The sequence below is a fragment of the Olleya sp. R77988 genome (assembly GCF_044594215.1).
GTDB lineage: Bacteria > Bacteroidota > Bacteroidia > Flavobacteriales > Flavobacteriaceae > Olleya.
In genome coordinates, this window is the sequence record NZ_CP138988.1 from 1,399,580 (window position 1) to 1,422,206 (window position 22,627).

23 protein-coding genes and 1 tRNA gene are annotated in these 22,627 nt (G+C 30.7%); 13 read left to right on the top strand and 11 right to left on the bottom strand.

The annotated features are described in order from the left end of the window. The 3 genes from SJY17_RS06250 to SJY17_RS06260 form a co-directional block, all read right to left on the bottom strand. Positions 1 to 366, bottom strand: coding sequence for a BlaI/MecI/CopY family transcriptional regulator (locus SJY17_RS06250; RefSeq protein WP_397364639.1), 366 nt, complete (start codon positions 364 to 366; stop codon positions 1 to 3). A gap of 82 nt (positions 367 to 448) precedes the next feature. After that, a complete protein-coding gene (locus SJY17_RS06255) occupies positions 449 to 1,360 on the bottom strand; it encodes a DMT family transporter (protein WP_397364640.1) in 912 nt (303 codons plus the stop codon). Positions 1,361 to 1,439: 79 nt separating this feature from the next. Beyond that, positions 1,440 to 2,828: a dipeptidase gene (locus SJY17_RS06260; RefSeq protein WP_397364641.1), complete on the bottom strand. Its 1,389-nt coding sequence runs from the start codon at positions 2,826 to 2,828 to the stop codon at positions 1,440 to 1,442. A gap of 116 nt (positions 2,829 to 2,944) precedes the next feature. Between SJY17_RS06260 and SJY17_RS06265 the strand changes: the two genes are divergently transcribed. Further along, positions 2,945 to 3,026 (top strand) — tRNA-Leu (locus SJY17_RS06265). A 155-nt stretch (positions 3,027 to 3,181) separates the two neighbouring features. On the opposite strand, the gene SJY17_RS06270 is transcribed toward SJY17_RS06265, so the two are convergent. From SJY17_RS06270 to SJY17_RS06295, 6 genes are all read right to left on the bottom strand, one after another. Then, positions 3,182 to 4,549 carry a mannosyltransferase gene (locus tag SJY17_RS06270; protein WP_397364642.1) on the bottom strand — a complete coding sequence of 456 codons (1,368 nt, stop codon included), beginning with the start codon at positions 4,547 to 4,549 and terminating at the stop codon, positions 3,182 to 3,184. Between the two features lie 106 nt (positions 4,550 to 4,655). Continuing rightward, positions 4,656 to 6,089 carry a cellulose synthase family protein gene (locus SJY17_RS06275; protein ID WP_397364864.1) on the bottom strand — a complete coding sequence of 478 codons (1,434 nt, stop codon included), beginning with the start codon at positions 6,087 to 6,089 and terminating at the stop codon, positions 4,656 to 4,658. 53 nt (positions 6,090 to 6,142) lie between these two features. Beyond that, on the bottom strand, positions 6,143 to 6,835 hold the full coding sequence (locus SJY17_RS06280; RefSeq protein WP_397364643.1) for a glycosyltransferase family 2 protein: 693 nt from the start codon (positions 6,833 to 6,835) through the stop codon (positions 6,143 to 6,145). Then, entirely contained in the window at positions 6,832 to 7,668 is an 837-nt protein-coding gene (locus SJY17_RS06285) for a toxin-antitoxin system YwqK family antitoxin (RefSeq protein ID WP_397364644.1), read from the bottom strand. Before SJY17_RS06285 ends, SJY17_RS06280 begins: the two co-directional genes overlap by 4 nt. A gap of 15 nt (positions 7,669 to 7,683) precedes the next feature. Beyond that, positions 7,684 to 9,294 carry a 4Fe-4S binding protein gene (locus tag SJY17_RS06290; RefSeq protein WP_397364645.1) on the bottom strand — a complete coding sequence of 537 codons (1,611 nt, stop codon included), beginning with the start codon at positions 9,292 to 9,294 and terminating at the stop codon, positions 7,684 to 7,686. Between the two features lie 6 nt (positions 9,295 to 9,300). Continuing rightward, positions 9,301 to 10,605 (bottom strand): NAD(P)/FAD-dependent oxidoreductase, encoded by a 1,305-nt coding sequence (locus SJY17_RS06295; RefSeq protein WP_397364646.1) that lies wholly within the window; start codon positions 10,603 to 10,605, stop codon positions 9,301 to 9,303. A 203-nt stretch (positions 10,606 to 10,808) separates the two neighbouring features. On the opposite strand from SJY17_RS06295, the gene SJY17_RS06300 reads away from it, so the two are divergent. The 12 genes from SJY17_RS06300 (at position 10,809) to SJY17_RS06355 (ending at position 21,025) form a co-directional block, all read left to right on the top strand. Beyond that, positions 10,809 to 11,525: a DUF547 domain-containing protein gene (locus SJY17_RS06300; RefSeq protein ID WP_397364647.1), complete on the top strand. Its 717-nt coding sequence runs from the start codon at positions 10,809 to 10,811 to the stop codon at positions 11,523 to 11,525. A 40-nt stretch (positions 11,526 to 11,565) separates the two neighbouring features. Further along, positions 11,566 to 12,432, top strand: a complete 867-nt coding sequence (locus tag SJY17_RS06305; RefSeq protein ID WP_397364648.1) for a hypothetical protein — start codon at positions 11,566 to 11,568, stop codon at positions 12,430 to 12,432. A gap of 73 nt (positions 12,433 to 12,505) precedes the next feature. After that, positions 12,506 to 13,504, top strand: a complete 999-nt coding sequence (locus SJY17_RS06310; RefSeq protein WP_397364649.1) for a glycoside hydrolase family 113 — start codon at positions 12,506 to 12,508, stop codon at positions 13,502 to 13,504. Next, positions 13,504 to 14,757 carry a POTRA domain-containing protein gene (locus SJY17_RS06315; RefSeq protein WP_397364650.1) on the top strand — a complete coding sequence of 418 codons (1,254 nt, stop codon included), beginning with the start codon at positions 13,504 to 13,506 and terminating at the stop codon, positions 14,755 to 14,757. Before SJY17_RS06310 ends, SJY17_RS06315 begins: the two co-directional genes overlap by 1 nt. A gap of 130 nt (positions 14,758 to 14,887) precedes the next feature. Beyond that, complete coding sequence (locus tag SJY17_RS06320) at positions 14,888 to 15,580, top strand: NUDIX hydrolase (protein ID WP_397364651.1); 693 nt, start codon at positions 14,888 to 14,890, stop codon at positions 15,578 to 15,580. A gap of 63 nt (positions 15,581 to 15,643) precedes the next feature. Further along, a complete protein-coding gene (prs, locus tag SJY17_RS06325; protein ID WP_397364652.1) occupies positions 15,644 to 16,480 on the top strand; it encodes a ribose-phosphate diphosphokinase in 837 nt (278 codons plus the stop codon). After that, positions 16,477 to 17,106, top strand: a complete 630-nt coding sequence (locus SJY17_RS06330) for a DUF4291 domain-containing protein (RefSeq protein ID WP_397364653.1) — start codon at positions 16,477 to 16,479, stop codon at positions 17,104 to 17,106. The genes prs and SJY17_RS06330 overlap by 4 nt, the downstream gene beginning before the upstream one ends. Continuing rightward, the gene (locus SJY17_RS06335) at positions 17,103 to 18,071 is read left to right on the top strand and encodes an ADP-ribosylglycohydrolase family protein (RefSeq protein ID WP_397364654.1); all 969 of its coding nucleotides are present in this window, start codon (positions 17,103 to 17,105) and stop codon (positions 18,069 to 18,071) included. The genes SJY17_RS06330 and SJY17_RS06335 overlap by 4 nt, the downstream gene beginning before the upstream one ends. After that, complete coding sequence (locus tag SJY17_RS06340; protein WP_397364655.1) at positions 18,061 to 18,285, top strand: RyR domain-containing protein; 225 nt, start codon at positions 18,061 to 18,063, stop codon at positions 18,283 to 18,285. Before SJY17_RS06335 ends, SJY17_RS06340 begins: the two co-directional genes overlap by 11 nt. After that, entirely contained in the window at positions 18,275 to 18,829 is a 555-nt protein-coding gene (locus tag SJY17_RS06345; protein WP_397364656.1) for an RNA 2'-phosphotransferase, read from the top strand. Before SJY17_RS06340 ends, SJY17_RS06345 begins: the two co-directional genes overlap by 11 nt. 1 nt (position 18,830) lies before the next feature. Further along, on the top strand, positions 18,831 to 19,562 hold the full coding sequence (locus SJY17_RS06350; protein WP_397364657.1) for a metallophosphoesterase family protein: 732 nt from the start codon (positions 18,831 to 18,833) through the stop codon (positions 19,560 to 19,562). An 11-nt stretch (positions 19,563 to 19,573) separates the two neighbouring features. Beyond that, positions 19,574 to 21,025: a nicotinate phosphoribosyltransferase gene (locus tag SJY17_RS06355; RefSeq protein ID WP_397364658.1), complete on the top strand. Its 1,452-nt coding sequence runs from the start codon at positions 19,574 to 19,576 to the stop codon at positions 21,023 to 21,025. Positions 21,026 to 21,063: 38 nt separating this feature from the next. Here SJY17_RS06355 and SJY17_RS06360 read toward each other — a convergent pair whose 3' ends face one another. Beyond that, the gene (locus SJY17_RS06360) at positions 21,064 to 21,753 is read right to left on the bottom strand and encodes a TIGR04283 family arsenosugar biosynthesis glycosyltransferase (RefSeq protein WP_397364659.1); all 690 of its coding nucleotides are present in this window, start codon (positions 21,751 to 21,753) and stop codon (positions 21,064 to 21,066) included. Further along, positions 21,746 to 22,627 (bottom strand): DUF547 domain-containing protein, encoded by an 882-nt coding sequence (locus tag SJY17_RS06365; RefSeq protein ID WP_397364660.1) that lies wholly within the window; start codon positions 22,625 to 22,627, stop codon positions 21,746 to 21,748. Before SJY17_RS06365 ends, SJY17_RS06360 begins: the two co-directional genes overlap by 8 nt.

Sequence of the window (22,627 nt, forward strand, 5' to 3'; positions counted from 1 at the left end):
TTACTTGTTTTTAATTTCGTTGTCAATTATTGCTCTTAATTCTTGTAATTCTGCTTTACTTAAATCGGTTTCTTTTGTAAAAAACGAAGCGAATTGAGAACTACTATCGTTAAAAAAGTTTTTAATTAAACCGTTTACATGCTTAGAGAAGTAGTCTTTTTTCTTAACTAAAGGAAAATATTGTCTAGAGTTTCCAAATTTTTTATAATCAATAAACCCTTTGTCTGTCATACGCTTTAACAAGGTTGCAACAGTAGTTGTTGCTGGTTTAGGCTCTGGATATGCGTCTAGTAAATCTTTCATAAAAGCGTTGTCTTGCTTCCATAAATAATTCATTAATTCTTCTTCGGTTTTTGATAATTGCATTTCTACAAGTTTAGAATGTTCTCTACAAATGTAGAACAAAAATATATATTCTACAAATGTAGAGTTGTTTTTAAATTATAAACTATTGTTTTCTAGAGCGTAAACTTTCTATAATTACTGTAGAAAGTATAAGTAAACCACCAAAAAAGGTGTTTAAGGTTGGGATTTCGTTTAAGAAAAAAAACGCAATGATAATACCAAAAACAGGTTGTGTACTACCTATTATACTTGCTGTGCTAACTTTAAAATATTTTAAGCTTTGCACAAAAAGTGTGTGTCCAATTGCTGTAGTTACTAATGCTAAGAGTAAAACAAATGGATATTGTGTTGTGATGTTTGAACTGTCAAATAGGAATAATGTTGGTACTAAAACAATTGTCATTATTAATAGTTGATAAAACATTAAGCTACTTCCATGATAGGTTGATACGTATTGTTTTAGTATTAAAATACGAAGCGCATAACATAGTGCAGAAAATAAACCTAGTAAAATTCCTTTTAGGTTATCGCTTTCAAAATCTAATTCTGGAGACAGTATATAAATGCCTAAAAGGACCATTGCGCCTAAAATAAGATACATATAATCGAACTTTGTTTTAGAAAACAAGGGTTCTAAAAGAGCTGTTAGTATTGGAAATGTAAATAAGGATAGCATACCAATTGCGACACTTGATAATTGTAAGGCATAGAAATAGGTAATCCAATGTGCTGCCATAAATAAAGCACTTAAAACAAAAGCGCCTAAATCTCTTTTAGATTGAATGTTAAGCTTGATTTTTTTATACTTACAAAAAAGGAATAAAAACAACATGGCTAAAGCGCTTCTCCACCAAATTGTTACAGGAGCTGGCATGTCTATATAACGACCTAAACTACCAGATGTACTAATTAGTAATGTGGCAAAGGTTAGTGCTAAAACGTGCTTTAAATGTTGGTCTTTCACTTTGGTTGGTTGTGTAAGCGGTAGAAATGGCATCCTTAATTTTGCTGCCATATATGGCAAAATTAAGATATAATGGATGACGCGACCACCTTTTGCTAATTTAAAAGCAAAAGGTGGTTACACCATAATTTTACTTAGACATTTCTGTAAAGTGTTTGTAGAAACCTGGAATAGTTTCGATACCTTTTAGGTAGTTCCAAACACCAAAATGTTCGTTTGGACTGTGTATTGCATCACTGTCTAAACCAAAGCCCATTAAAATGGTTTTGCTTTTTAATTCTTGCTCGAATAAGGCTACAATTGGAATACTTCCTCCACTACGTTGTGGGATTGGTGTTTTGCCAAAGGTGTCTTTATAAGCTGCACTTGCTGCTTTGTAACCAATGCTGTCTATTGGTGTTACGTAGCCTTGTCCACCATGATGTGGTGTTACTTTTACAGTAACGCCTTTTGGCGCGATGCTTTCAAAATGATTTTTAAATAAGTCTGTAATGTTTTCCCAGTCTTGATTTGGGACTAAACGCATCGATATTTTTGCAAATGCTTGACTTGCTATTACTGTTTTTGCACCTTCACCTGTGTAACCTCCCCAAATACCATTTACATCTAAGGTTGGTCTAATGCTGTTTCGCTCGTTTGTTGTGTAACCTGCTTCTCCGTAAACCGAGTCGATGTCTAATGCTTTTTTGTATGCGTCTAAAGAGAAAGGTGCTTTAGCCATTTGCGCACGCTCTTCTAAAGATAATTCTTCTACATTATCGTAAAAACCTGGAATTGTAATATAGTTGTTTTCATCATGTAATGAAGCAATCATTTTTGTTAACACGTTTATAGGGTTTGCTACTGCACCACCATAAAGTCCAGAATGTAAATCTCTGTTTGGTCCTGTTACTTCTACTTCTACATAGCTTAAGCCACGTAATCCTGTTGTTATTGATGGTGTGTCTTTGGCTATCATACCTGTGTCGCTAATTAAAATAACATCGTTAGCTAGCTTATCTTGGTTTTGCTTAACAAACTTACCAAGGTTGACACTTCCTACCTCTTCTTCTCCTTCTATCATAAACTTGACGTTACATGGTAATTCTCCATGTTTTGTCATGTATTCTAAAGCTTTAACATGCATGTACATTTGCCCTTTGTCGTCACAAGCACCACGTGCAAAAATAGCTCCTTCAGGATGTAAGTCTGTAGGTTTAATTACAGGCTCAAATGGTGGAGACGTCCATAAATTTAATGGATCTGGTGGTTGTACATCATAATGTCCATAAACCAAAACGGTTGGTAAGTCTTTATCTATTATTTTGTGAGCATAGATAATAGGATATCCTTCTGTTTCGCAAATTTCTACAACGTCACAACCTGCGTCTTTTAAACTTTTGGCAACAACGTCTGCAGTGTTTATAGTATGCTCTTTATAAGCTGAATCTGCGCTTATTGATGGTATTTTAAGTAATTCTATAAGTTCGTCAAGAAAACGTTGCTTGTTGTCTTGTACATAAGATTTTATGTTTTTCATTAGATAATATTGAGTTTAGGTAAAAGTACAAAAAAGGAAAATAATTTTGTTTGTAGTTATTATGAATATTGAAACTATTGTTTATATTTGCAGTCCGAAAATTATCGGAATAAGTCGCAGGCGTGGTGGAATTGGTAGACACGCTAGACTTAGGATCTAGTGCCGCGAGGTGTGAGAGTTCGAGTCTCTCCGCCTGTACTGAATAAAAAAAGCTTCTCAAATTTGAGAAGCTTTTTTTGTAAATCAGTTTTATATCCTTTTTTAAGTTTTACTATATTTGATTAAAGAAATCAGACTTTATTAAATTTTTAATACTTATTCCTTATCCAGTTTTAGCTATTCTGTTTATTGGTTTAAGTATCCTTATTTATAGCTTTTTTTTTACTAAATAACTCCCAAAAGAGTACACTAAATACCACTAAATACTCTAAGCTAATAATCCACAGATTTTCTGTATTGTCTGAATTAGTATATGCTAAGTAGCTTATAATGACAATAAAGCTCCATACTAATGGAAACTTATAATTAGTAAACACACTCAATATTAAAACAGTTGCAATGTACCAAGGATGTACAGTTGTGCTTAATAACAAGTAAATTGTAAAAGCGAATAACATGTTTTTTAATACTGTTGAAAAACCCCAATTCTTTCTGGATAAGGCTAAGTACCAAATAGAACTAAATATAAGTACTGGTAGAATTTTACCAATAATAGAAATTTCATTATAACCTGTTATAAGATAACCAACCTCTCTTAGTAAGTAGTATATGCTTGCGTTAAACTCGAAATCACCAAACCATAAACCTACTGTTTTAGAATAATTACTAATAAACTGAGTTGAAAAGAATGGAGCAAAAATAAGTAGTGTGGTTACACCTATAATTATATAAAAAGTAATTAGTTTTTTAAAGTCAATTTTTTTGTTGTCATTATTTAGTCTAAACCATTTAACAAATAAAGGTAAAAATAAAAGAGGGACTAGTTTAGTCGAAATTGATAATGCAAAAATAACTGCTGACCATTTCCATTTGCCTAATTGAAGTAGGTATAAACTAAAAATTAAAAAGAAAATCATAACTCCTTCAAAGTGTAAATTTCCTGTTAATTCAATTATTATAAATGGGTTTAAAATGTACCAGAATATTTTGTGTTTAGATAGTCCAAGATTGGTTAATAGTTTGCTTCCAAAGTATAAGGTTCCTAAATCTGCAGCGATAATAAGTAGTCTTAAACCAATCACAGAACCTAGAATGTTTGATGTTGAAAAAAGATTGCTTAAGGTGAAAAGTAATTGGTTAATTGGAGGGTAATTAGAATAATGACTTGCATTTAAAGGTTGCATTCCATCTATTAATAATTGAGCTTGAGCGATTGGATATTGCCCTATTGAAAAACTATCAGGAGTATATAGATAAGGATTAAAACCTTGCAGTATCATGCGTCCATCCCAAATGAAACGATAAAAATCCTGCGAGAGATTTGGTATAGCTAATAAGAAGACTAATCTACTTAGTACTGCAATTAGAACTAATAATTTAAAGTTGTTTTTATTATTGTTTACTATTTTTATGAATAGCCCAAAAAGAGTAACATATAATGCAATTAATGTTGTGTGATCTGTCCTAACTAGATCATAGGCAAATACACCATACAAACAAAAACTAGCTAAAATTAGTAAGACACTTAATTTGTTAGTTTTTAAAATGATAGTATTTAACATGATGCTTCTTGCGTTAGCGGTTGAAGTGGCATCCTTTTTTTGCTGCCATATATGGCAAAAAAAAGATATAACGGAAGACGCGACCCTTGTGGTAACGCCCAAATTATTACGCTTTAGAAGTTAAGGATTTAAAAAACACAAACCCGAAACCAATAGTTAGCATTAAATGGAATGGAAACAATCCAAAGTCACCTCCTTGATCTCCAACGACAAATGCTAGATACATTCCAAATGCAAAATACAGCATTAGTAAGCCTTCAAAAATGACATTTATAGAGATGTTTTTACGTAAGTATTTATTGCCTTTCCAGCTATCTTTTAATGTGCTAATATTAAATTTTGGTGTACGTACAAAATCACTACGTTTTCCTATATGACCTTCTATTACTGCGATTGAATTATGTAAAGAAAAACCCATTGCAATGGAGAAAAAGGTAAAAAATAAAACAATATATTTTATAAAATCTTTAAAGGTGTTACCATGACTTTTTTTGTACATTACCCAATAGCAAACAAAAAATATTATTGTGCTTACCACAAAAAAGCTCATGACATAAAAGTAAGGTCTTAAGTGTGCATATTGGTTTTTAATATATAGCATTGGGATACTTAAAACACCTACAATTAGTACATTTAAAAACATAGTACTGTTTAATAAATGTAAAATTCCATGAATTTTAGTTTTGGCAGAAATGTTTTTACTTTTAAGTACACGACCTAACATTTTTCTGAAGTTTTCTGCGCCTCCTTTGTTCCATCTAAATTGTTGTGATCTTGCTGCACTTATAACTACTGGTAATTCTGCAGGAGTCATGACATCTTCTAAATACTTAAATTTCCAGTTTTTAAGTTGTGCTCTGTAGCTTAAATCTAAATCTTCCGTTAGTGTGTCTCCTTCCCAATTACCTGCATCTATTATACAGTCTTTACGCCAAACACCTGCTGTACCATTAAAGTTAATAAAGTGTCCTTTACTACTACGTCCAACTTGCTCTAAAGTAAAATGTGCATCTAATGCAAAAGCTTGAATTTTTGTTAAGGTTGAATAATCTCTGTTAATGTGTCCCCAACGTGTTTGTACAACTCCAATTTCTGGGTCTTTAAAGTAAGGGATGGTTTTTTTTAACCAATTGGGTTCTGGTAAAAAATCGGCATCAAAAATGGCAATATATTCTCCTTTTGCAACTTCTAATCCTTCTTTTAAAGCACCTGCTTTAAAACCTTGTCTATTGGTTCTGGTAATATGAACTATATCTAGCCCTAATTTTTCTAATTTATCAACATGCTTTTTAGTTGAGACAACGGTTTCGTCTGTAGAATCATCTAAAACCTGAATTTCAAGCTTGTCTTTTGGATAATCTATTAATGCTATGTTTTCTAGAAGTCGATCCATAACATATAACTCGTTAAAAACGGGAAGTTGTATGGTTACTAAAGGAATTTCTTCCTGATTTTCTAGATTAAATTTTGGAGCTTGGTCTTTCTTTTTTTGTGCTGCTAAGTAATTAAACATCAGGTTTAATTGTGCCAAAGCATACATAAAAATTAGAACTAGCGAAATGCTATAAATAATGATGGTTATAGTTGGAAGTATCACTTTTTAAAACTGTATTTAAAAATCCAGGTTAATATCTTTATGCCTGCAAATATACTACCTTTTATGGTTCCTGAAACTTTTGAGACACCAATTCTATTTCTGTAATTTACAGGTACTTCTGTGTAGCTTAGTTTTTGTTTAAGTGCCTTTAATTGCATCTCTACTGTCCATCCATACGTTTTGTCTTCCATGTTTAAAGCTAATAGTTTATCGTACTTAATGGCTCTAAATGGACCTAGGTCTGTAAATTTTGCTTTAAAAAATAATGTCATTAGATTGGTTGCTAGCCAATTACCAAAAATTTGTGGCTTGGTCATGCTTCCGTTTTCTCTTAACTCCTTAACTCTGGAGCCAACAACAAAATCTAAATTATCTTCAATTATTGGAGCAACTATTTTTGTTAATTCTTCAGGGTAATCGCTATAATCTCCATCTAAAAACACAATAATATCTGGTTTTTCTGTAAGATTTGCAATGTACTCCATGCCTTTTAGGCATGCATAACCATAGCCTTTTCTAGGTTCTTTTAAAACGGTTGCTCCAGCTTGTTTTGCGTTAGTTTCGGTTAAATCTGTCGAATTGTTACTGACGACAATCACTTCGTTAACTATTGATGGAATACCTTTAATTACATGTGCTATAGAATCTTGCTCGTTATATGCAGGAATGATGACTTTTATTTTGGTCATTTAAGATCGCTTAGTTTGTTTTCTTTTTTAAAGGCCTTTAAATCGGTCCATTCTTTAATTTTTTGACCTGCTTTAAATTTTACTGCAGATATCAATTCTTCGTTTTTATACATAAGACAAAATCCGTTTTTCTGATTGTCTTTAAGTTGGCATTTATGATTTATCTTTTCGTTTTCATCATAAAATAACCACCAATTCGCTTTTTTACCGCTTTTATAATGCCCTTCTTTTGCTTTTTTACCACTTTCGCGGAAAAACTGCCAATAGCCATTTTGTTGATTTTTATTAAAGTGTCCAAATTTAGATATAACAGAATTGTTATGGTAGAATTTCCAAAATTTATTTTTTAAGCCATTACTATAAAATCCTTCACTTTTGATTTTAGAGTTAGTGTGATATGTTTTCCAAAACCCTGTTTTAATAGCATTTTTGTATAATCCTTGGCTTTTTAAGTGCTTGTTTTTATGATAAAATTTCCAGAAACCGTCTTCTTTATCATTTATATAGTATCCTTCTTTTTCTAATGTATTGTTATCAAAATAATAGCTCCAATATTTGGTTTTTAATCCTTCTTTAAAGTTTCCTTTATATTTTATAGTTTTATTTTCATTATAAAATATCCAAAAGTTTGATTTTAAATTATTGTTATAATGACCTTTGTTTTTAATGTTTCCGTTTTGGTAATAAAAAACCCAATAGTCTACTTTTTTATTGTCAATAGACCATCCTTCAGCTTTTAAATTACCATTGTCATAATAGTTTTTTATGTATGTTTTTTCTGCTTTAGCAGTAAAATTTACCAATAAAAATATATAGAGTAAAAAAGGTTTCATTCAAAAGTTTTAGAATTATTTGTTATTAATTAAATCCATAAGATCAACATCATTTCCTAATAATATTTCAGTAGGATTAATTCTGCCATCCATTCTATCGTTTTCTAATTTTAATACACCTCTTGGGCAAACTGCGCTACACACACCACAACCAACACAGCTTGAACGTACTATGTTTTCTCCTTTTTGCGCATATGCACGCACGTCAATTCCCATTTCGCAACTGTTAGAACAGTTACCACAAGAGATACATTGTCCACCATTGGTTGTAATTCTGAATTTTGAAAATAGACGTTGTTGAAATCCTAATATTGCTGCCATAGGACATCCAAATCTACACCATGCTCTGTTACCAAAAATTGGATAAAATCCAGTTCCAATAACTCCAGAAAAGATAGAGCCAATATAAAACCCATAAGCAGATTTAAGTGAACTAGATTTTACGAAAAAGATTTCAGTCGACGTACCTGAGTAGTAAATTATAAATAATGATAAAATGACTAGTGCATAACCAATTGCTCCATAACGTGCATCTTTACCTAATTCATGTCTCTTAAAATACATGACGCCAGCAAATATTAAGGTTAAAAACACACCAACACTAATAAGAAACCCTTCATTACTCAACCAATAGTCACCTTTAACATAAATGCCATCAACCCAACTTCCTTGTAAGAAAGAACTAACGACAGCTACAGTCATTATTACAGAAAAAACTAATACTGTATGAATTAACCAACGTTCTAATTTCCAAGCTGACATTTTTTTAGAAGATAATTGCCTAAAACTATCTCCAGCAGTTTCTGCCAATCCACCACAACCACAAACCCAAGAGCAATACCAACGTTTTCCGTATTTGTAAGTTAAAATAGGGGTAATTACTAATGTTGATACAACACCAAAAATAATTAATGCAATTCCGATATTTCCTGATTTAAAAAATTGGCCTAAATGGTAATCTTGAAACAAATAATAATTTAGAGGCCACACACTTTTTAGATCATAATATGGTAAATCGTTATTCATAACATACATAAATTCTGGAATCAAATAAGCAAAACCTAATTGAAAAAATATTACAGAAACTGTACGTAATTGTTGGTATTTATTATGACGGTATTTTAATATAAATTTATACCCAAAAGCTGCAATTGCTACTGTGTATAATGTACCATATACAAACCATTCACTAGCTTTTCTACCACTTAATAAATTACTTAAAGGATCAAAAAAACTAACTAAGCCAGTATTTGGAGCACCATCTTTACCAAGTCCTAACAATTCTGGAAAAAAATATAATACTATATAAAAAGCAGTTAATATAATACCTAAAGCCCATCCCCAAAATCCACGAGAAGATATGGACTTAAACCATGTTCCGTCGTTTTTAATCCCTTCTAATTTTGTTAAATACGCGTCTCTTGCATAAATAATTGTTCCAACAGTTATTAGCCCTAATGCTAATGTTAAAAATACAGCAGTATTAGGAAGATTAATGTTAAATAATGCAAGCACTAATATAAGTAGGCCTACAAGCCCAATACCTAAAGCAACTTTTTGTTTGGTTGATATATTAAAAGCATCTGGTGATGCTAATGACATACTATGGTTTAATTTATTACTCATAATTAGTTATACTGTTTGTAATCTATTATTGTATGCTTCAAGAATTTCTTTTTCAAAATGTTTATAAAACTCTGGGTCAAAATTGGCTTCATTTAGATTGTTTATTACAAAATCAACATCACGTTTTTCGGTTAGCCATTTGTCAAAAGTTTCGTGTCTCATTCTAATGCCAAAGGTATTGATGCCTAAAAATGCATTAGTGTCTTTATTGTAAGCTACAGTTATACATTTAGTATCATCTTCGTGTTTCCAATGGAAATGTTTTTCGTATTCTGGTCTTCCCTTTCGACCAAAAACCCAACCATAAGTTTGGTATTCTATATCTAAAAATTTGGCACTGTTAAACCAATGTCCTGGATTATAGTGCATTTTATTGTCGCAAATAGTTTGTGCTAAAACTTCTCCCATCATTCGTCCTGTGTACCAAACCGCTTCAATTGGTCGTCTTCCATTAATGCCTTTGTGCTGCTCAGCACAGTCACCAATAGCGTAAACGTCTTTAATGTTTGTTTCTAAAAACGGATTAACCAGAACACCTCTATTAATTTCTATATTAGACTCTTTTAAAAATGAAACATTAGGCGACACACCTGCTGTTAAACCTACAAAATCACATGGTAATTCTTCACCTGTTTCTTCAATTATAATGGATTTAACTTTACCGTTATCGTCAGAAACTATTTTTTTTAAATTAGTGTTTAACCTTAAATCTATATGATGGTTTTTAATGTGCCTGTTAATCATTTGACTTTCACCTTCTGGTAAAACGCCATTCCAAAAACTAGATTCTCTAACCAAAAAAGTTACAGGAATATTTCTGGAGTTTAACATTTCTGCAAGTTCAATTCCTATTAAACCACCTCCAACAATAACAGCTCTTTTACACACCTTATTATTTGGTGCAACAACTTCCAAATTGTCCAAATCTTGTTTGCTATATAACCCTTGTACACCTTTAAGATCTTGTCCAGGCCAACCAAATTTATTTGGTTTACTTCCTGTTGCAATTACTAATTTATCATATTGTAAAGTGTCTCCATCTGCAAAATGCAGTGTTTTAGATTTAGTTTCTACAGTTTTTACGTAACCTTTTTTTAGGTTGATTCTGTTTTTCTCCCAAAACCAATTTTCATATGGTTGTGTATGCTCAAATTTCATGTGTCCCATATATACATACATTAATGCAGTACGAGAGAAAAAGTAATCTGTTTCGGCAGAGATGATAGTAATCTTTTTATCAGATAGTTTTCTGACGTGTCTAGCTAAAGTCACTCCAGAAATTCCATTGCCAATAATTACAATATGTTCCATAGTTTTGGTTTTATTAAATCTTATGTCGCATTTAAAGTTAAAAACTTAATTTAGAATAATTAGTTTAGACTCTTTTTAAATTAAAATATAATGTAAGGTTCTCAAAATTATCAAAACTAGAATTTTTTTTTATTTTTTTTTGAAAGGTTATTCTAATTGTTAAGACTTAATGAGTGTTGTAAATTTTTTAATAAATTTTAAAGATGAAAAAAACACTAATTATATTATTTGTTTTCTGCGGATTATTTTCCGCGAAAGCGCAAGCATTAAACGAGTTTTTCACCCAAACTGACACGTTTTTAAAAACCTATGTTTCTGAAGGTAAGGTAGATTATAAAGCAGTTAAAAAAAACACAGAATCTTTAGATGCGATTTTAAAATTAGCAAACGATGTTACTGTAGATAAGACAGATGCAAATAATTATCAAGCCTTTTGGATAAATGCCTATAATTTATCTGTAATTAAAGGAATAATAGATAATTACCCTATTACGTCACCTTTGGATAAAGCTGGTTTTTTTGATAAAACTACGTATAGTTTGGCTGGTCAAAAAGTAACGTTAAATACTATTGAAAATGACCTGCTTAGAGCAAATTTTAAAGATGCTAGATTTCATTTTGTTTTAGTTTGTGGTGCGTTAGGTTGTCCACCTTTAATAGCAAATGTGTATTTGCCTGCAACTCTAGAAGCACAATTAGAGGCGCAAACCAAGCTTGCTTTAAATGGTAATTACTTTATTAAAGTAAATGACAAAAAGAAAAAAGTTGAAGGTTCTGAAATAATGAAATGGTACAAAGAAGATTTTGTGCAAAATGGAATGACAGAAATTCAGTTTATTAATAAATACAGAACTAATAAAATACCTGAAAATTATAAGTTAACCTACTTTACTTATAACTGGAAATTAAATAAACAATAAAATAATTTAGCTTTCGCTGAAAAAAATAAACAAACTAAATATGAAAAAACTAACACTATTATTAATTGCTTTAGCAACAACCTTTACAGGTTTTTCTCAAGAAGATGAAACTACTACAGGAAGTAATATACAGACGTACACACCTTCAAAATTATTAAGTAATGGACAATGGGATATTAAGTTTTTTAATAATCTATACACCCAAACCGAAAGCACTTTTACTAACGGAACAGAGCCTAGAGAAACTTATTTTACATCTACAGTAGATGTGTTTACTGGATTAAGTGATAGTAATAGATTTAATATTGGATTATTATTAGAGTTTAGATCTAACGTTATTGGAGATAGAGATGCATTAGACGTTTTTAAATTTGATGGAGAGAGTAATACTGCACGATCTGGATTTACATCTTTTGCTCCAGCTATAAAGTTTAACCCATTTAAAAGTGTTAGTAATTTTACAATCCAAACCGCTTTCCATATTCCTTTGGTTGATAATGAAAGTGAAAACGGAGTGTTTTTAGACCAAAAAGGATTTATTTTTCAAAATCGCTTTTTTTACGATCATAATTTTAACTCTAAATGGCAATTGTTTACTGAGTTAAATACAGAATATAACTTTGGAAAAAAAGAAGATAGCTTTGCAAATAATAGTTTAAGTTTAACTCCAGGTTTATTTTTAAGTTATTTTCCAAGCTCTAAATTTACTGTTTTAGGATTAGTACAACACCAACAACGTTTGGATACTGGTAATAATTTTGAGCAAGATTTTACAGCTGTTGGAGGAGGAGCAAAATACCAGATAACTGATGTTTTAAATATTGAGACTTTGTATACAAAGTTTGTAAGAGGGAATAATACAGGTTTAGGACAGTCTTTTAATATTGGTTTAAGAGCTCTGTTTTAATGGTAGATTAAAATAATATTTTGAATATATCCTGCTGAAAAGCGGGATTTATTTATATTTAGTAAAAAAATAAATGCGTTTTATTCAATCATTACTTTTAATAATTCTACTTCAATCTTGTTTAGCTCAAGACCATAAAATTAATGGTGTTAGTTATGTTGCTCATAAAGATAGTATTACTCAAAAAAATGTAGACCCATTACTTAATATTAATGCAAATTATGCAGCAATAATGCCTTTTGCAATGATTAAGGATTTGAACCATCCAGAAGTAACTTATAGTGAAGAGCGACAATGGTTTGGAGAAACTAAAATAGGTGGTAAACAATATATTGAAACTTTAAAAAAGAATAGTATAAAAACTATGCTTAAACCTCAATTATGGGTATGGAAAGGAGAATTTACTGGTTATATTGAAATGAAAACTGATGAAGATTGGATTATACTTGAAAACTCGTATTCAAAATTTATTTTAGATTTTGCTCAAATTGCTCAAGATACAAATACACCAATTTTTTGTATTGGTACAGAATTAGAAAAATTTATAGCAGCAAGACCAGATTATTGGACTAAATTAATAACTAAAATAAGATCCATTTATAAAGGAAAATTAACTTATGCTGCCAATTGGAATGAATATGAAAAAACTCCATTTTGGGACCAATTAGACTATATAGGGATTGATGCATATTTTCCGGTAAGTGATAGTAAAACACCAACTGTAGAAGAATGTATGGAAGGTTGGAAAAGCCATAAAAAGAAAATGGTTGAGTTTACAGAAAAATATAATAAACCCATTTTGTTTACAGAGTTTGGATACAGAAGTGTAGACTATTCTGGTAAAGCTCCTTGGACTGTAGATAGAATTGAAGACAAAGTTAACTTAGAAGGACAGGTAAATACAACTAAAGCGCTTTTTAAAATGTTTTGGAAAGAGCATTGGTTTGCTGGTGGGTTTGTATGGAAATGGTTTATAAATCATGATCGAGTAGGAGGTTTGGAAAACAACCGTTTTACACCACAAAACAAACCAGTAGAAAAAGTTATTAAAGAACAATACAGTACAAAATAATGCAGAAAATACTATTCTATATCATACTGTTTTCTATACATGTTTCATATTCTCAGACTGTTACAGACCTTAAAATACAAGGTAATAAAAAGCTAAAATCCAGTTTTATTAAAAAGGTAGCTAAAGCAAAAGCTGGAACAATTTTAGATTCAACACGATTAGAAGAAGATATTAAACTATTAAAAAGATTACCATCTGTATCACATGCTTCTTACCAAGTGTTTTCTTCAAATGATGGTAATTATAATGTGTTTTATAATATTGAAGAAAACTTTACCATCATTCCTTCTGTTAATGTTTACACCTCAAATAATGATGAGTTTGCTTACAGACTAGGTTTGTATGAGTTTAATCTTTTAGGTCAAAACATGATTTTTGGAGGCTTTTATCAAAAAGATATTTATAGTTCTTATGGAATAAATTTTAGAGCGCCTTTTTTGTTTAGTCGCGAGTTTGGTTTGGCTTTAAACCATCAAGATTTACAAACTTTAGAGCCTGTTTTTTTTAATAATACAACCTCAGACTATCAATATAGAAATAAGTCTTTTGAAATCTTAGGATTATATCAGCCTAATTTTAATAACCGTTTTGAAGCTGGTATAAACTATTTTTTAGAAGAATATCAATATGTAGCTGGAGCAACAAGTGTTAATATTCCGCAAGAATTAAGTGTTAAAAAACTATTGTATAAAGGTATTTATCAGTACAATAATTTAGACTACAACTATCAATATATTTCAGGTTTTAAAAGCACATTAACTTTGCAATATGTAACGTCAACAAGCGATGATTTACCAGAGTTTTTAATTGGATGGAACGATTTTAATTTTTACAAGCGTATTGGGCAAAAAGGGAATTGGGCTAGTCGATTGCGTTTAGGTTTAGCTAGTAATGACGAGACACCTTTTGCACCTTTTTCTGTTGACAATAACGTAAATATTAGAGGTGTTGGAAACACCATTGATAGAGGTACTGGAGCAATTGTTTTAAATACAGAATATAGACATACTTTATACGAAAAAAATTGGTTTGTGCTTCAAGGAAATGCATTTATTGATGCAGGAAGTTGGCGTAATCCAGGAGGTGATTTTGGAGATTTTGGAGATGCTGATAACCTTCGTGTGTTTCCTGGTTTAGGATTACGTTTTATACACAAATCAATATTCAATGCTATTTTTAGGATTGATTATGGTATTGGAATTTCTGAAAAAGATGGTCAAGGTTTAGTTTTTGGTATTGGACAATACTTTTAAGGCTAAGTAAAATTCACTAGTCAAATTAATCCTTTAGTACTGTAGGATCTAATTAATAAATAATAGATATTTTATTCTTTACTTTTTTTCATTTATAATATTTATATCTTTGTGTAAATAATACACAAAAATGGGCTCGATTCAAGATATTAAAGTTGCTGTAGATGCAGTTGTTTTTGGCTATTCATCTAAAAATATTTTATCAGTACTTTTAATTAAAAGAGGAGTAGATCCTTTTAAAAACACTTGGGCTTTACCAGGTGGATTAGTCTTAGATGACGAGTCTTTGGAAACTGCTGTCCAAAGAGAACTTAAAGAAGAAACAGGTGTTACTATAGACTATTTAGAACAATTATATACTTACGGAAAACCTGGACGTGATCCCAGAAATCGTGTAGTTTCGGTAAGTTATTTTGCATTAGTAAAACCACATCATTTTAAAATACAAGCAAACACAGATGCTGCTGAAGCACAATGGTTTCCTGTTAATCAATTACCAGAATTAGCGTTTGATCATAACGTTATTTTAGAAACTGCTAAACAGCGTTTAAAAGCTAAATTAACCTATCAACCTATTGGTTTTGATTTGCTAGAAAAAGAATTCCCTTTTTCGGATTTAGAACATTTATACACTTCAATCTTAGAAAAGAATATTGATAGACGTAATTTTAGAAAGAAAATTTTAAGCTTCGATATCCTTGAAGAGACCAATAAAATTAGCCAAAAAGGAAGCGGAAGACCAGCTAAGTTATTCAAGTTTAATACTAAAAAATATAACAGTCTTTTAAAGGAAGGGTTTCACTTTGAAATTAAGTTTGTGTAAAAATTACACAAAACATTTTGTCGCTAAGTTTATTTAATCTACATTTGTGTAAAATTAACGCAAATGTATTTAAATTTAGATCCTCAGTTTACGCCTTTTCAATCAGATAAAAATATAGAGTTTGAAACTTTTACTTTTTCTGGAGGAGAGCCACACATTAAAATCTTATCCAATTTAACTAACGTTTCAGAAGTTACAATTACAACAAGAGCACAATCGTTTAACGATTTTGGATTGCTGTTATTAACCATTGATGCTGTTAAGCGTTTTTATGTTGATAAAATAAATGTCTTCATACCTTATTTTCCAGCTGCAAGACAAGATAGGGTTATGGTACAAGGCGAACCGCTTTCGGTTAAAGTATATGCTGATTTATTAAACCAATTAAACTTAAATAAAGTCACTGTTTTTGATGCGCATTCAGAGGTTACTCCTGCAGTTATAAATAATTGTGAATCCTTATCTAATCATACATTTATCAAGCAAGTTATTTCAAGAATTAATAATGAAGTATTATTAATCTCTCCAGATGGAGGTGCTTTAAAAAAGATATATAAAGTGTCTGAATTTTTAGGCGGAATTCCAGTAATTGAATGTTCTAAAAAACGAAACGTAAAAAACGGAAAACTTGAAGGGTTTAAAGTGTATGAAGACGATTTAAAAGGAAAAGATTGTCTTATAGTAGATGATATTTGTGATGGAGGAGGAACCTTCATAGGTTTAGCAAAAGAGTTGAAAAACAAAAACGCTGGTAATTTATACTTGGCAGTAAGTCATGGAATTTTCAATAAAGGATTTGAGGTATTAAACCAGCACTTTACAAAAATTTTCACAACAGATAGTTTTAAAACTATAGAGGATGGTGTGGAGCAGATTACAATTAAAGAATTATTACAATGAAATTAAAATTATATAAAGAACAAATAAAAGACTGGCCAGAAAATGGACATCATATTATGGCACAGTTTGATGAAGATAAAATAATAGTTTATCAATCGTATAGACCAGAAATAGGCAATTTTGCTGCCAAAAACCAATATTTTGGAGGTGCTTTTAGTTTAAATCGTATGACTTGGATAAAACCAAATTTTTTATGGATGATGTATAGAAATGGTTGGGCAACAAAAGAAGGTCAAGAAGTAGTATTAGCTATTCATCTTAAGTTAGAAGCTTTTGAAAGATATTTAGAGAAAGCTGTGTATTCAAGGTTTCAAAGAGCGATTTATGCAACAAAAGAAGATTGGCAGAATCAAGTAAAAGAATCATCAGTAAGGTTACAATGGGATCCAGATCATAATCCTTATGGAGCAAAAGAAGAACGAAGAGCAATACAATTAGGATTAAGAAACGATCAAATTGAAAGATTTTCAAAAGAAGACATTTTAAAGATAGAAGACATCTCAAGTTTTGTTAAGCAACAGCATGAATATGTTTTGAACAAACAATTAGATAAACTTTTAATACCAGAAGAACATCCTTTTTTTAGTAGTAACGATGAGGTTAATAGAAAATTGAAACTAAAATGAAAACAAACAATATACATTCAGCATTATTTGGACTTGCAGTAGGAGATGCTTTAGGTGTTCCTGTCGAGTTTAAAGATAGGGCTTACTTAAAGCAAAACCCTGTTAAAGAAATGATAGGTTTTGGTACACATCATCAGCCAGTAGGAACTTGGAGCGATGATAGTTCTCTAACATTTTGTTTAGCCGACAGTTTATGTAAAAAATATGATGTAAATGATATTGGGCAAAAATTTGTTAAATGGGCAAATGAAGAGGTTTGGACACCACACGGACGGGTTTTTGATATCGGAATTTCTACAGATCGTGCTTTATATGCAATCGAGCAAGGAACAAATCCAATTTTAGCTGGAGGAGCATCAGAAATGGACAATGGTAATGGTTCTTTAATGAGGATTTTACCTTTATTGTTTTATATAAAAGATTTTAAAATTGAAAAACGATTTGATGTAATTAAGGACGTGTCATCAATTACACATGCACATATAAGATCTGTTTTAGCTTGTTTTATTTATCTGGAATATGCTTTACAAATAGTTAAAGGAAATGATAAGTGGATAGCCTATAGTAAGATGCAGAAAAATGTTACTCATTTTTTAAATAATAATGCTATTTGCTCTCAAACAGAAATGAATAAGTTTTATAAAATTTTAGAGATTCAAGTTGATGATGTTAAAATTCAAAAATTATACGAATTAGAAGAAACTGAAATAAATTCAAGTGGTTATGTATTAGATACATTAGAAGCTAGTTTATGGTGTATTTTAAGATTTGATAATTATAAAGACACTGTTTTAAAAGCAATTAATTTAGGTGGAGATACAGATACAACTGGAGCAGTAGTAGGTGGATTAGCAGGTTTAATTTATAGATTTGAATCAATTCCTACAGATTGGATAGATGTCTTATCAAGAAAAGAAGATATTATTAAATTATGTGATAAACTCGCTAAAAAGTATGAAAACTAAAATTGAATTAATTTCTGAACAAATCCATGAAATGTGGATGCGTTGGGCAAAAAATATTTTAAAAGAAGAAACTAATATTTCTGAAGAAAGAAAACAAAGATGGATTAAAGACTGTTTTAAACCTTATGAAGCTCTCTCGGAAGAGATGAAACAATTGGATCGTGATTTTGCTATTAAAATGATTTCAATAATAGAAAATAAAAATGAACACTAATAATATAAAAATAACAAGTAAATTTTTAAGTTTGATCTTAAGACATAATCCTGGTAAAATAGGTTTAGATTTAGACAAAAATGGATGGGCAAATGTTGACGATTTACTAAATAAATCTCAAAAAAAGCATAGGCACATAACAATGGAGATTTTAGAATTAGTAGTAGAAACCAATGATAAAAACCGTTTCGCCTTTAATGCCGATAAGACAAAAATAAGAGCAAATCAAGGACACTCATTAAAAACTATAGATTTGCAATTAAAACCAGTAACACCACCAGCGTTTTTATATCATGGTACAGTTGCAAAATTTATGGAAGCTATACAAAAAGAAGGCTTAAAAAAACAAAATAGACAACATGTACATTTAAGTGTAGATACAGAAACTGCTATAAAAGTAGGAAGTAGAAGAGGAAAGCCAATAATTTTAAGCATTAGAGCTTTGGATATGTATAAAGAAGGATTTCCTTTTTATTTATCAGAAAACAAAGTGTGGTTAACAGATGCTGTTCCGTCTGCGTTTATAGATTTTAAAGAGAATTAGAATGAAAAGAACATTAGCAATAGGAGATATTCACGGAGGATTAAAAGCTTTAGAGCAATTATTACAACGTATAAAAATTACAGAGGATGATAACTTTGTTTTTCTTGGAGATTATGTAGATGGTTGGAGTGATTCGGCTCAAGTTATTCAGTACTTAATTGAATTTTCAAAGCAATATGATTGCGAGTTTATAAAAGGAAATCATGATGCTTGGACAGAAGACTGGTTAAAAACCGGAATTGTAAATCAAGTTTGGTTTGCTCATGGAGGAAAAGAAACCATGGATAGTTATAAAGGATTTTCAGAAGAAGATAAAAAGGCTCACCTTCAATTTTTTAAGGATATGAGTTTGTGTATCGTTGATGATAAAAATAGATTGTTTTTACATGCAGGATTTACATCCATGCATGGTGTAGAAAAAGAAGTGCGTCAAGAAAATTTTTATTACGACAGAACCCTTTGGGAAATGGCTTTGACAATGGATAAACGTGTAGAGAAAAATTCATTGTTCTATCCAAATCGATTAAAGCATTATCACGAAATTTATATAGGTCACACACCAACAACTAATTTTAAAGTAGACACACCAATGAACGCTATTAATATCTGGAATGTAGATACAGGAGCAGCTTTTAAAGGAAAACTATCAGCAATAGATATAGATACTAAAACAGTTTTTCAAAGTGATAATGTGTACACACTATATCCAAATGAAATAGGAAGAAACAAATAAAAACGAAACCTATGAACCCATTATTATATACAGACGGTTACAAAGTTGACCACAGGAGACAATATCCAGATAAAACCACATTAGTGTATTCTAATTGGACACCAAGGATGAGCAGAATTAAAGATGTGGATCAAGTCGTGTTTTTTGGCTTACAGTATTTTATTAAAAAATACATGATAGCAGATTTTAATATTAACTTTTTTAATCAGCCAAAATCTGAGGTTTGCAAAAAATATCAAAGACGTATCAATAATTATTTAGGCGAAAACAATGTAGGTATTAAACATATTGAAGACTTACATGATTTAGGCTATTTACCAATGCTAATTAAAGCATTACCAGAAGGTGTGTCTGTACCAATCAGAGTGCCAATGTTAACCATGTATAACACAAAAGCAGAGTTTTTCTGGTTAACAAATTATTTTGAAACTATCCTGTCAACAACCTTGTGGTTGCCATGTAACTCTGCAACAATTGCAAAACAGTATCGTAAAATTTTAGATCAATATGCACAGCAAACATCTTCTGTTCCAGAATTTGTAGATTGGCAAGGTCATGATTTTTCGATGCGTGGAATGGGAGGATTGGAAGCTGCAATAGTATCTTCTGCTGGACATTTATTAAGCTTTACAGGAACAGATACAATACCAACTATAGATTTTTTAGAAGACTATTATAATGCAAATTCAGATACTGATTTAATTGGTGGTTCTGTTGCTGCAACAGAACATTCTGTAATGTGCATGGGAACAAACACTGGAGAGCAGGAGACCTTTAAAAGACTAATTTCAGAAGTCTATCCAAACGGAATTGTATCTATTGTTTCTGATACTTGGGATTTATGGAAAGTATTAACAGAGTATCTTCCAAATCTTAAAAACGAAGTACTAGCAAGAAACGGAAAAGTTGTAATCCGTCCAGATTCTGGAGATCCAGCAGATATTATTTGCGGTAATCCAAACGGTAAAACGGAAGCAGCTAAAAAAGGAGTCATACAATTGCTTTGGGAAATTTTTGGAGGTACAACAAACGCAAAAGGCTATAAAGAGTTAGACAGTCATATTGGAGCTATTTATGGAGACAGTATCACTATTGAAAGAGCAACAAATATTTGCGAGCGTTTAAAACAAAACGGATTTGCATCTACAAACGTTGTGTTAGGTATTGGTTCTTTTACCTATCAATATAATACACGTGACACCTTTGGTTTTGCTATGAAAGCGACTTATGGTGAAGTGGATGGAGAAGCAAGAGAAATCTATAAAAACCCAATTACAGATGATGGAACCAAAAAGTCTGCAAAAGGTTTAATTAAAATTGAAAAACAAAACGGAAACTATAAGTTAGTGGATCAAGTCTCTTGGGAAGAAGAGCAGAAAGGAGAGTTAAAAGAAGTCTTTAAAGATGGAAAATTACTAATTGATGATTCATTAACTGAAATAAGAAAACGAATAAGAACTTAATTATTTTAAAAAAAAGCTTCATGTAAATGAAGCTTTTTTTATGCAATATTCTTCCTGTAATAAGCATATAAATCATCTGCAGAAGCACCAAACCATTTTTTAATATATATCCTTAAGAAATGGTATTGAAGCTTAAAAACACCATGCTTTTTATATAATCGTGCTGAGGTTTTTATTTTTTTATTAATAACAACAAACTCTTTACGTTTATATAATTCGTTTATTAAAATATTGTCTTCATAAATGGTGTAGGTTTCATCAAAACCACCAATATCATTAAACAAAACTTTAGTGATAAATTGGCTTTGGTCACCACCTCTACAAACTCTCCAAGAAAATTGTGTAAGCCAACTTGCCAAACGTAACCACCAGTGATTACTATCAAACTGTAATCTAAAACAACCAGCATTGTGTCCTTTTTTTATTTCATTTAAAATAAGTTGGTCGTAGTGGGTTGGAGGATAAGAATCTGCATGTAAAAAATAAAGGATATCTCCTTTTGCAGCTTTAGCTCCAATATTCATCTGCTTTGCACGACCTTTTTCAGACTGTAATAAGGTAATATTGAGACCTAGATTTTGAATGATATTAACAGTATTATCACTACTTCCTCCATCAATCACAATAATTTCTGATACTGTACTTAAAGACGCATTATCGATTAGATGATGTAAAACATCTGTAATATATTTAGCTTCGTTTAAAACAGGAATAATAATGCTAATCATTCAAGTCCCAATTATAGTCTTTGTAACTAATTTTTGCGTCTTCGGATATTTTGCTGGTGTTATATTTAGAAATAAAACTAACGATACTTCCGTTTTGTTTAAAATCTTTAGCAAACCATTTAAATATTTTAGACAATTTTAAATGTGCTTCTTCAATTTGGTTATGCTTTGGATCATTTAAAAACGCTTTTGTAGCATTAGTTAATTGGGCTTCTAAATTTTCAGCAGTAAATGCTGTGTTTTGCAATTTTGGACAAGAATAAGAAGCACAAACAATTGCAAAATGGATTCTAGGTTCGTCCATTTTACGTAATATTTGATGTTCGATTTCGTCTAAATTATACCATTTATCTCCTAGTTTCCATAAGCGTTGTTTCCAAGGGTCTTTGATGTCTTTTATACTTTTAACAGGATAATTACGTAATATTAAATCAACTGTAAAAGCATTGTAAGCGTTAATCCAAAAAGCTAGTTTTTGTTCTTTAGTAACAGTTAAATCCTTTTGCTTGATTTTATCTAAAAGATTAATATAAGCATTAAGTTTCCCATAATTTTTCATCAAACTAGGATAATTAACAGTTCCGTTTTCTGAAACATTTTCCGTTAATAATTCATCCCATAATTGATGGGTTGTAATATTTCTAAATGATTTTGTTAATTCCTGATGGAAATCACCTGTGTCTATTATTGTATCCTTTTTAATTTCAGTTTCTGTAACTATTTTTTCAACTTTCTTGTTTTCAATTACAGTCTCAACAACCTGTTCAACAGGTTCGGTTTTAGCTATCTCTTTTGAAGGAGTAGTTACTGTCTTTTTACTTGAAGAACATGAACACACACACAAGGATAATAATAGTATAGAAATATATTTCAT

Coding starts and splice junctions, on each gene's coding strand:
- SJY17_RS06255 (WP_397364640.1), bottom strand. CDS start 1,360: ATGGCAGCAAAATTAAGGATGCCATTTCTACCGCTTACACAACCAACC.
- SJY17_RS06320 (WP_397364651.1), top strand. CDS start 14,888: ATGGGCTCGATTCAAGATATTAAAGTTGCTGTAGATGCAGTTGTTTTT.
- SJY17_RS06280 (WP_397364643.1), bottom strand. CDS start 6,835: ATGACCAAAATAAAAGTCATCATTCCTGCATATAACGAGCAAGATTCT.
- SJY17_RS06305 (WP_397364648.1), top strand. CDS start 11,566: ATGAAAAAACTAACACTATTATTAATTGCTTTAGCAACAACCTTTACA.
- SJY17_RS06355 (WP_397364658.1), top strand. CDS start 19,574: ATGAACCCATTATTATATACAGACGGTTACAAAGTTGACCACAGGAGA.
- SJY17_RS06335 (WP_397364654.1), top strand. CDS start 17,103: ATGAAAACAAACAATATACATTCAGCATTATTTGGACTTGCAGTAGGA.
- SJY17_RS06285 (WP_397364644.1), bottom strand. CDS start 7,668: ATGAAACCTTTTTTACTCTATATATTTTTATTGGTAAATTTTACTGCT.
- SJY17_RS06295 (WP_397364646.1), bottom strand. CDS start 10,605: ATGGAACATATTGTAATTATTGGCAATGGAATTTCTGGAGTGACTTTA.
- SJY17_RS06310 (WP_397364649.1), top strand. CDS start 12,506: ATGCGTTTTATTCAATCATTACTTTTAATAATTCTACTTCAATCTTGT.
- SJY17_RS06340 (WP_397364655.1), top strand. CDS start 18,061: ATGAAAACTAAAATTGAATTAATTTCTGAACAAATCCATGAAATGTGG.
- SJY17_RS06350 (WP_397364657.1), top strand. CDS start 18,831: ATGAAAAGAACATTAGCAATAGGAGATATTCACGGAGGATTAAAAGCT.
- prs (WP_397364652.1), top strand. CDS start 15,644: ATGTATTTAAATTTAGATCCTCAGTTTACGCCTTTTCAATCAGATAAA.
- SJY17_RS06300 (WP_397364647.1), top strand. CDS start 10,809: ATGAAAAAAACACTAATTATATTATTTGTTTTCTGCGGATTATTTTCC.
- SJY17_RS06360 (WP_397364659.1), bottom strand. CDS start 21,753: ATGATTAGCATTATTATTCCTGTTTTAAACGAAGCTAAATATATTACA.
- SJY17_RS06270 (WP_397364642.1), bottom strand. CDS start 4,549: ATGTTAAATACTATCATTTTAAAAACTAACAAATTAAGTGTCTTACTA.
- SJY17_RS06330 (WP_397364653.1), top strand. CDS start 16,477: ATGAAATTAAAATTATATAAAGAACAAATAAAAGACTGGCCAGAAAAT.
- SJY17_RS06315 (WP_397364650.1), top strand. CDS start 13,504: ATGCAGAAAATACTATTCTATATCATACTGTTTTCTATACATGTTTCA.
- SJY17_RS06260 (WP_397364641.1), bottom strand. CDS start 2,828: ATGAAAAACATAAAATCTTATGTACAAGACAACAAGCAACGTTTTCTT.
- SJY17_RS06345 (WP_397364656.1), top strand. CDS start 18,275: ATGAACACTAATAATATAAAAATAACAAGTAAATTTTTAAGTTTGATC.
- SJY17_RS06250 (WP_397364639.1), bottom strand. CDS start 366: ATGCAATTATCAAAAACCGAAGAAGAATTAATGAATTATTTATGGAAG.
- SJY17_RS06290 (WP_397364645.1), bottom strand. CDS start 9,294: ATGAGTAATAAATTAAACCATAGTATGTCATTAGCATCACCAGATGCT.
- SJY17_RS06365 (WP_397364660.1), bottom strand. CDS start 22,627: ATGAAATATATTTCTATACTATTATTATCCTTGTGTGTGTGTTCATGT.
- SJY17_RS06275 (WP_397364864.1), bottom strand. CDS start 6,089: ATGTATGCTTTGGCACAATTAAACCTGATGTTTAATTACTTAGCAGCA.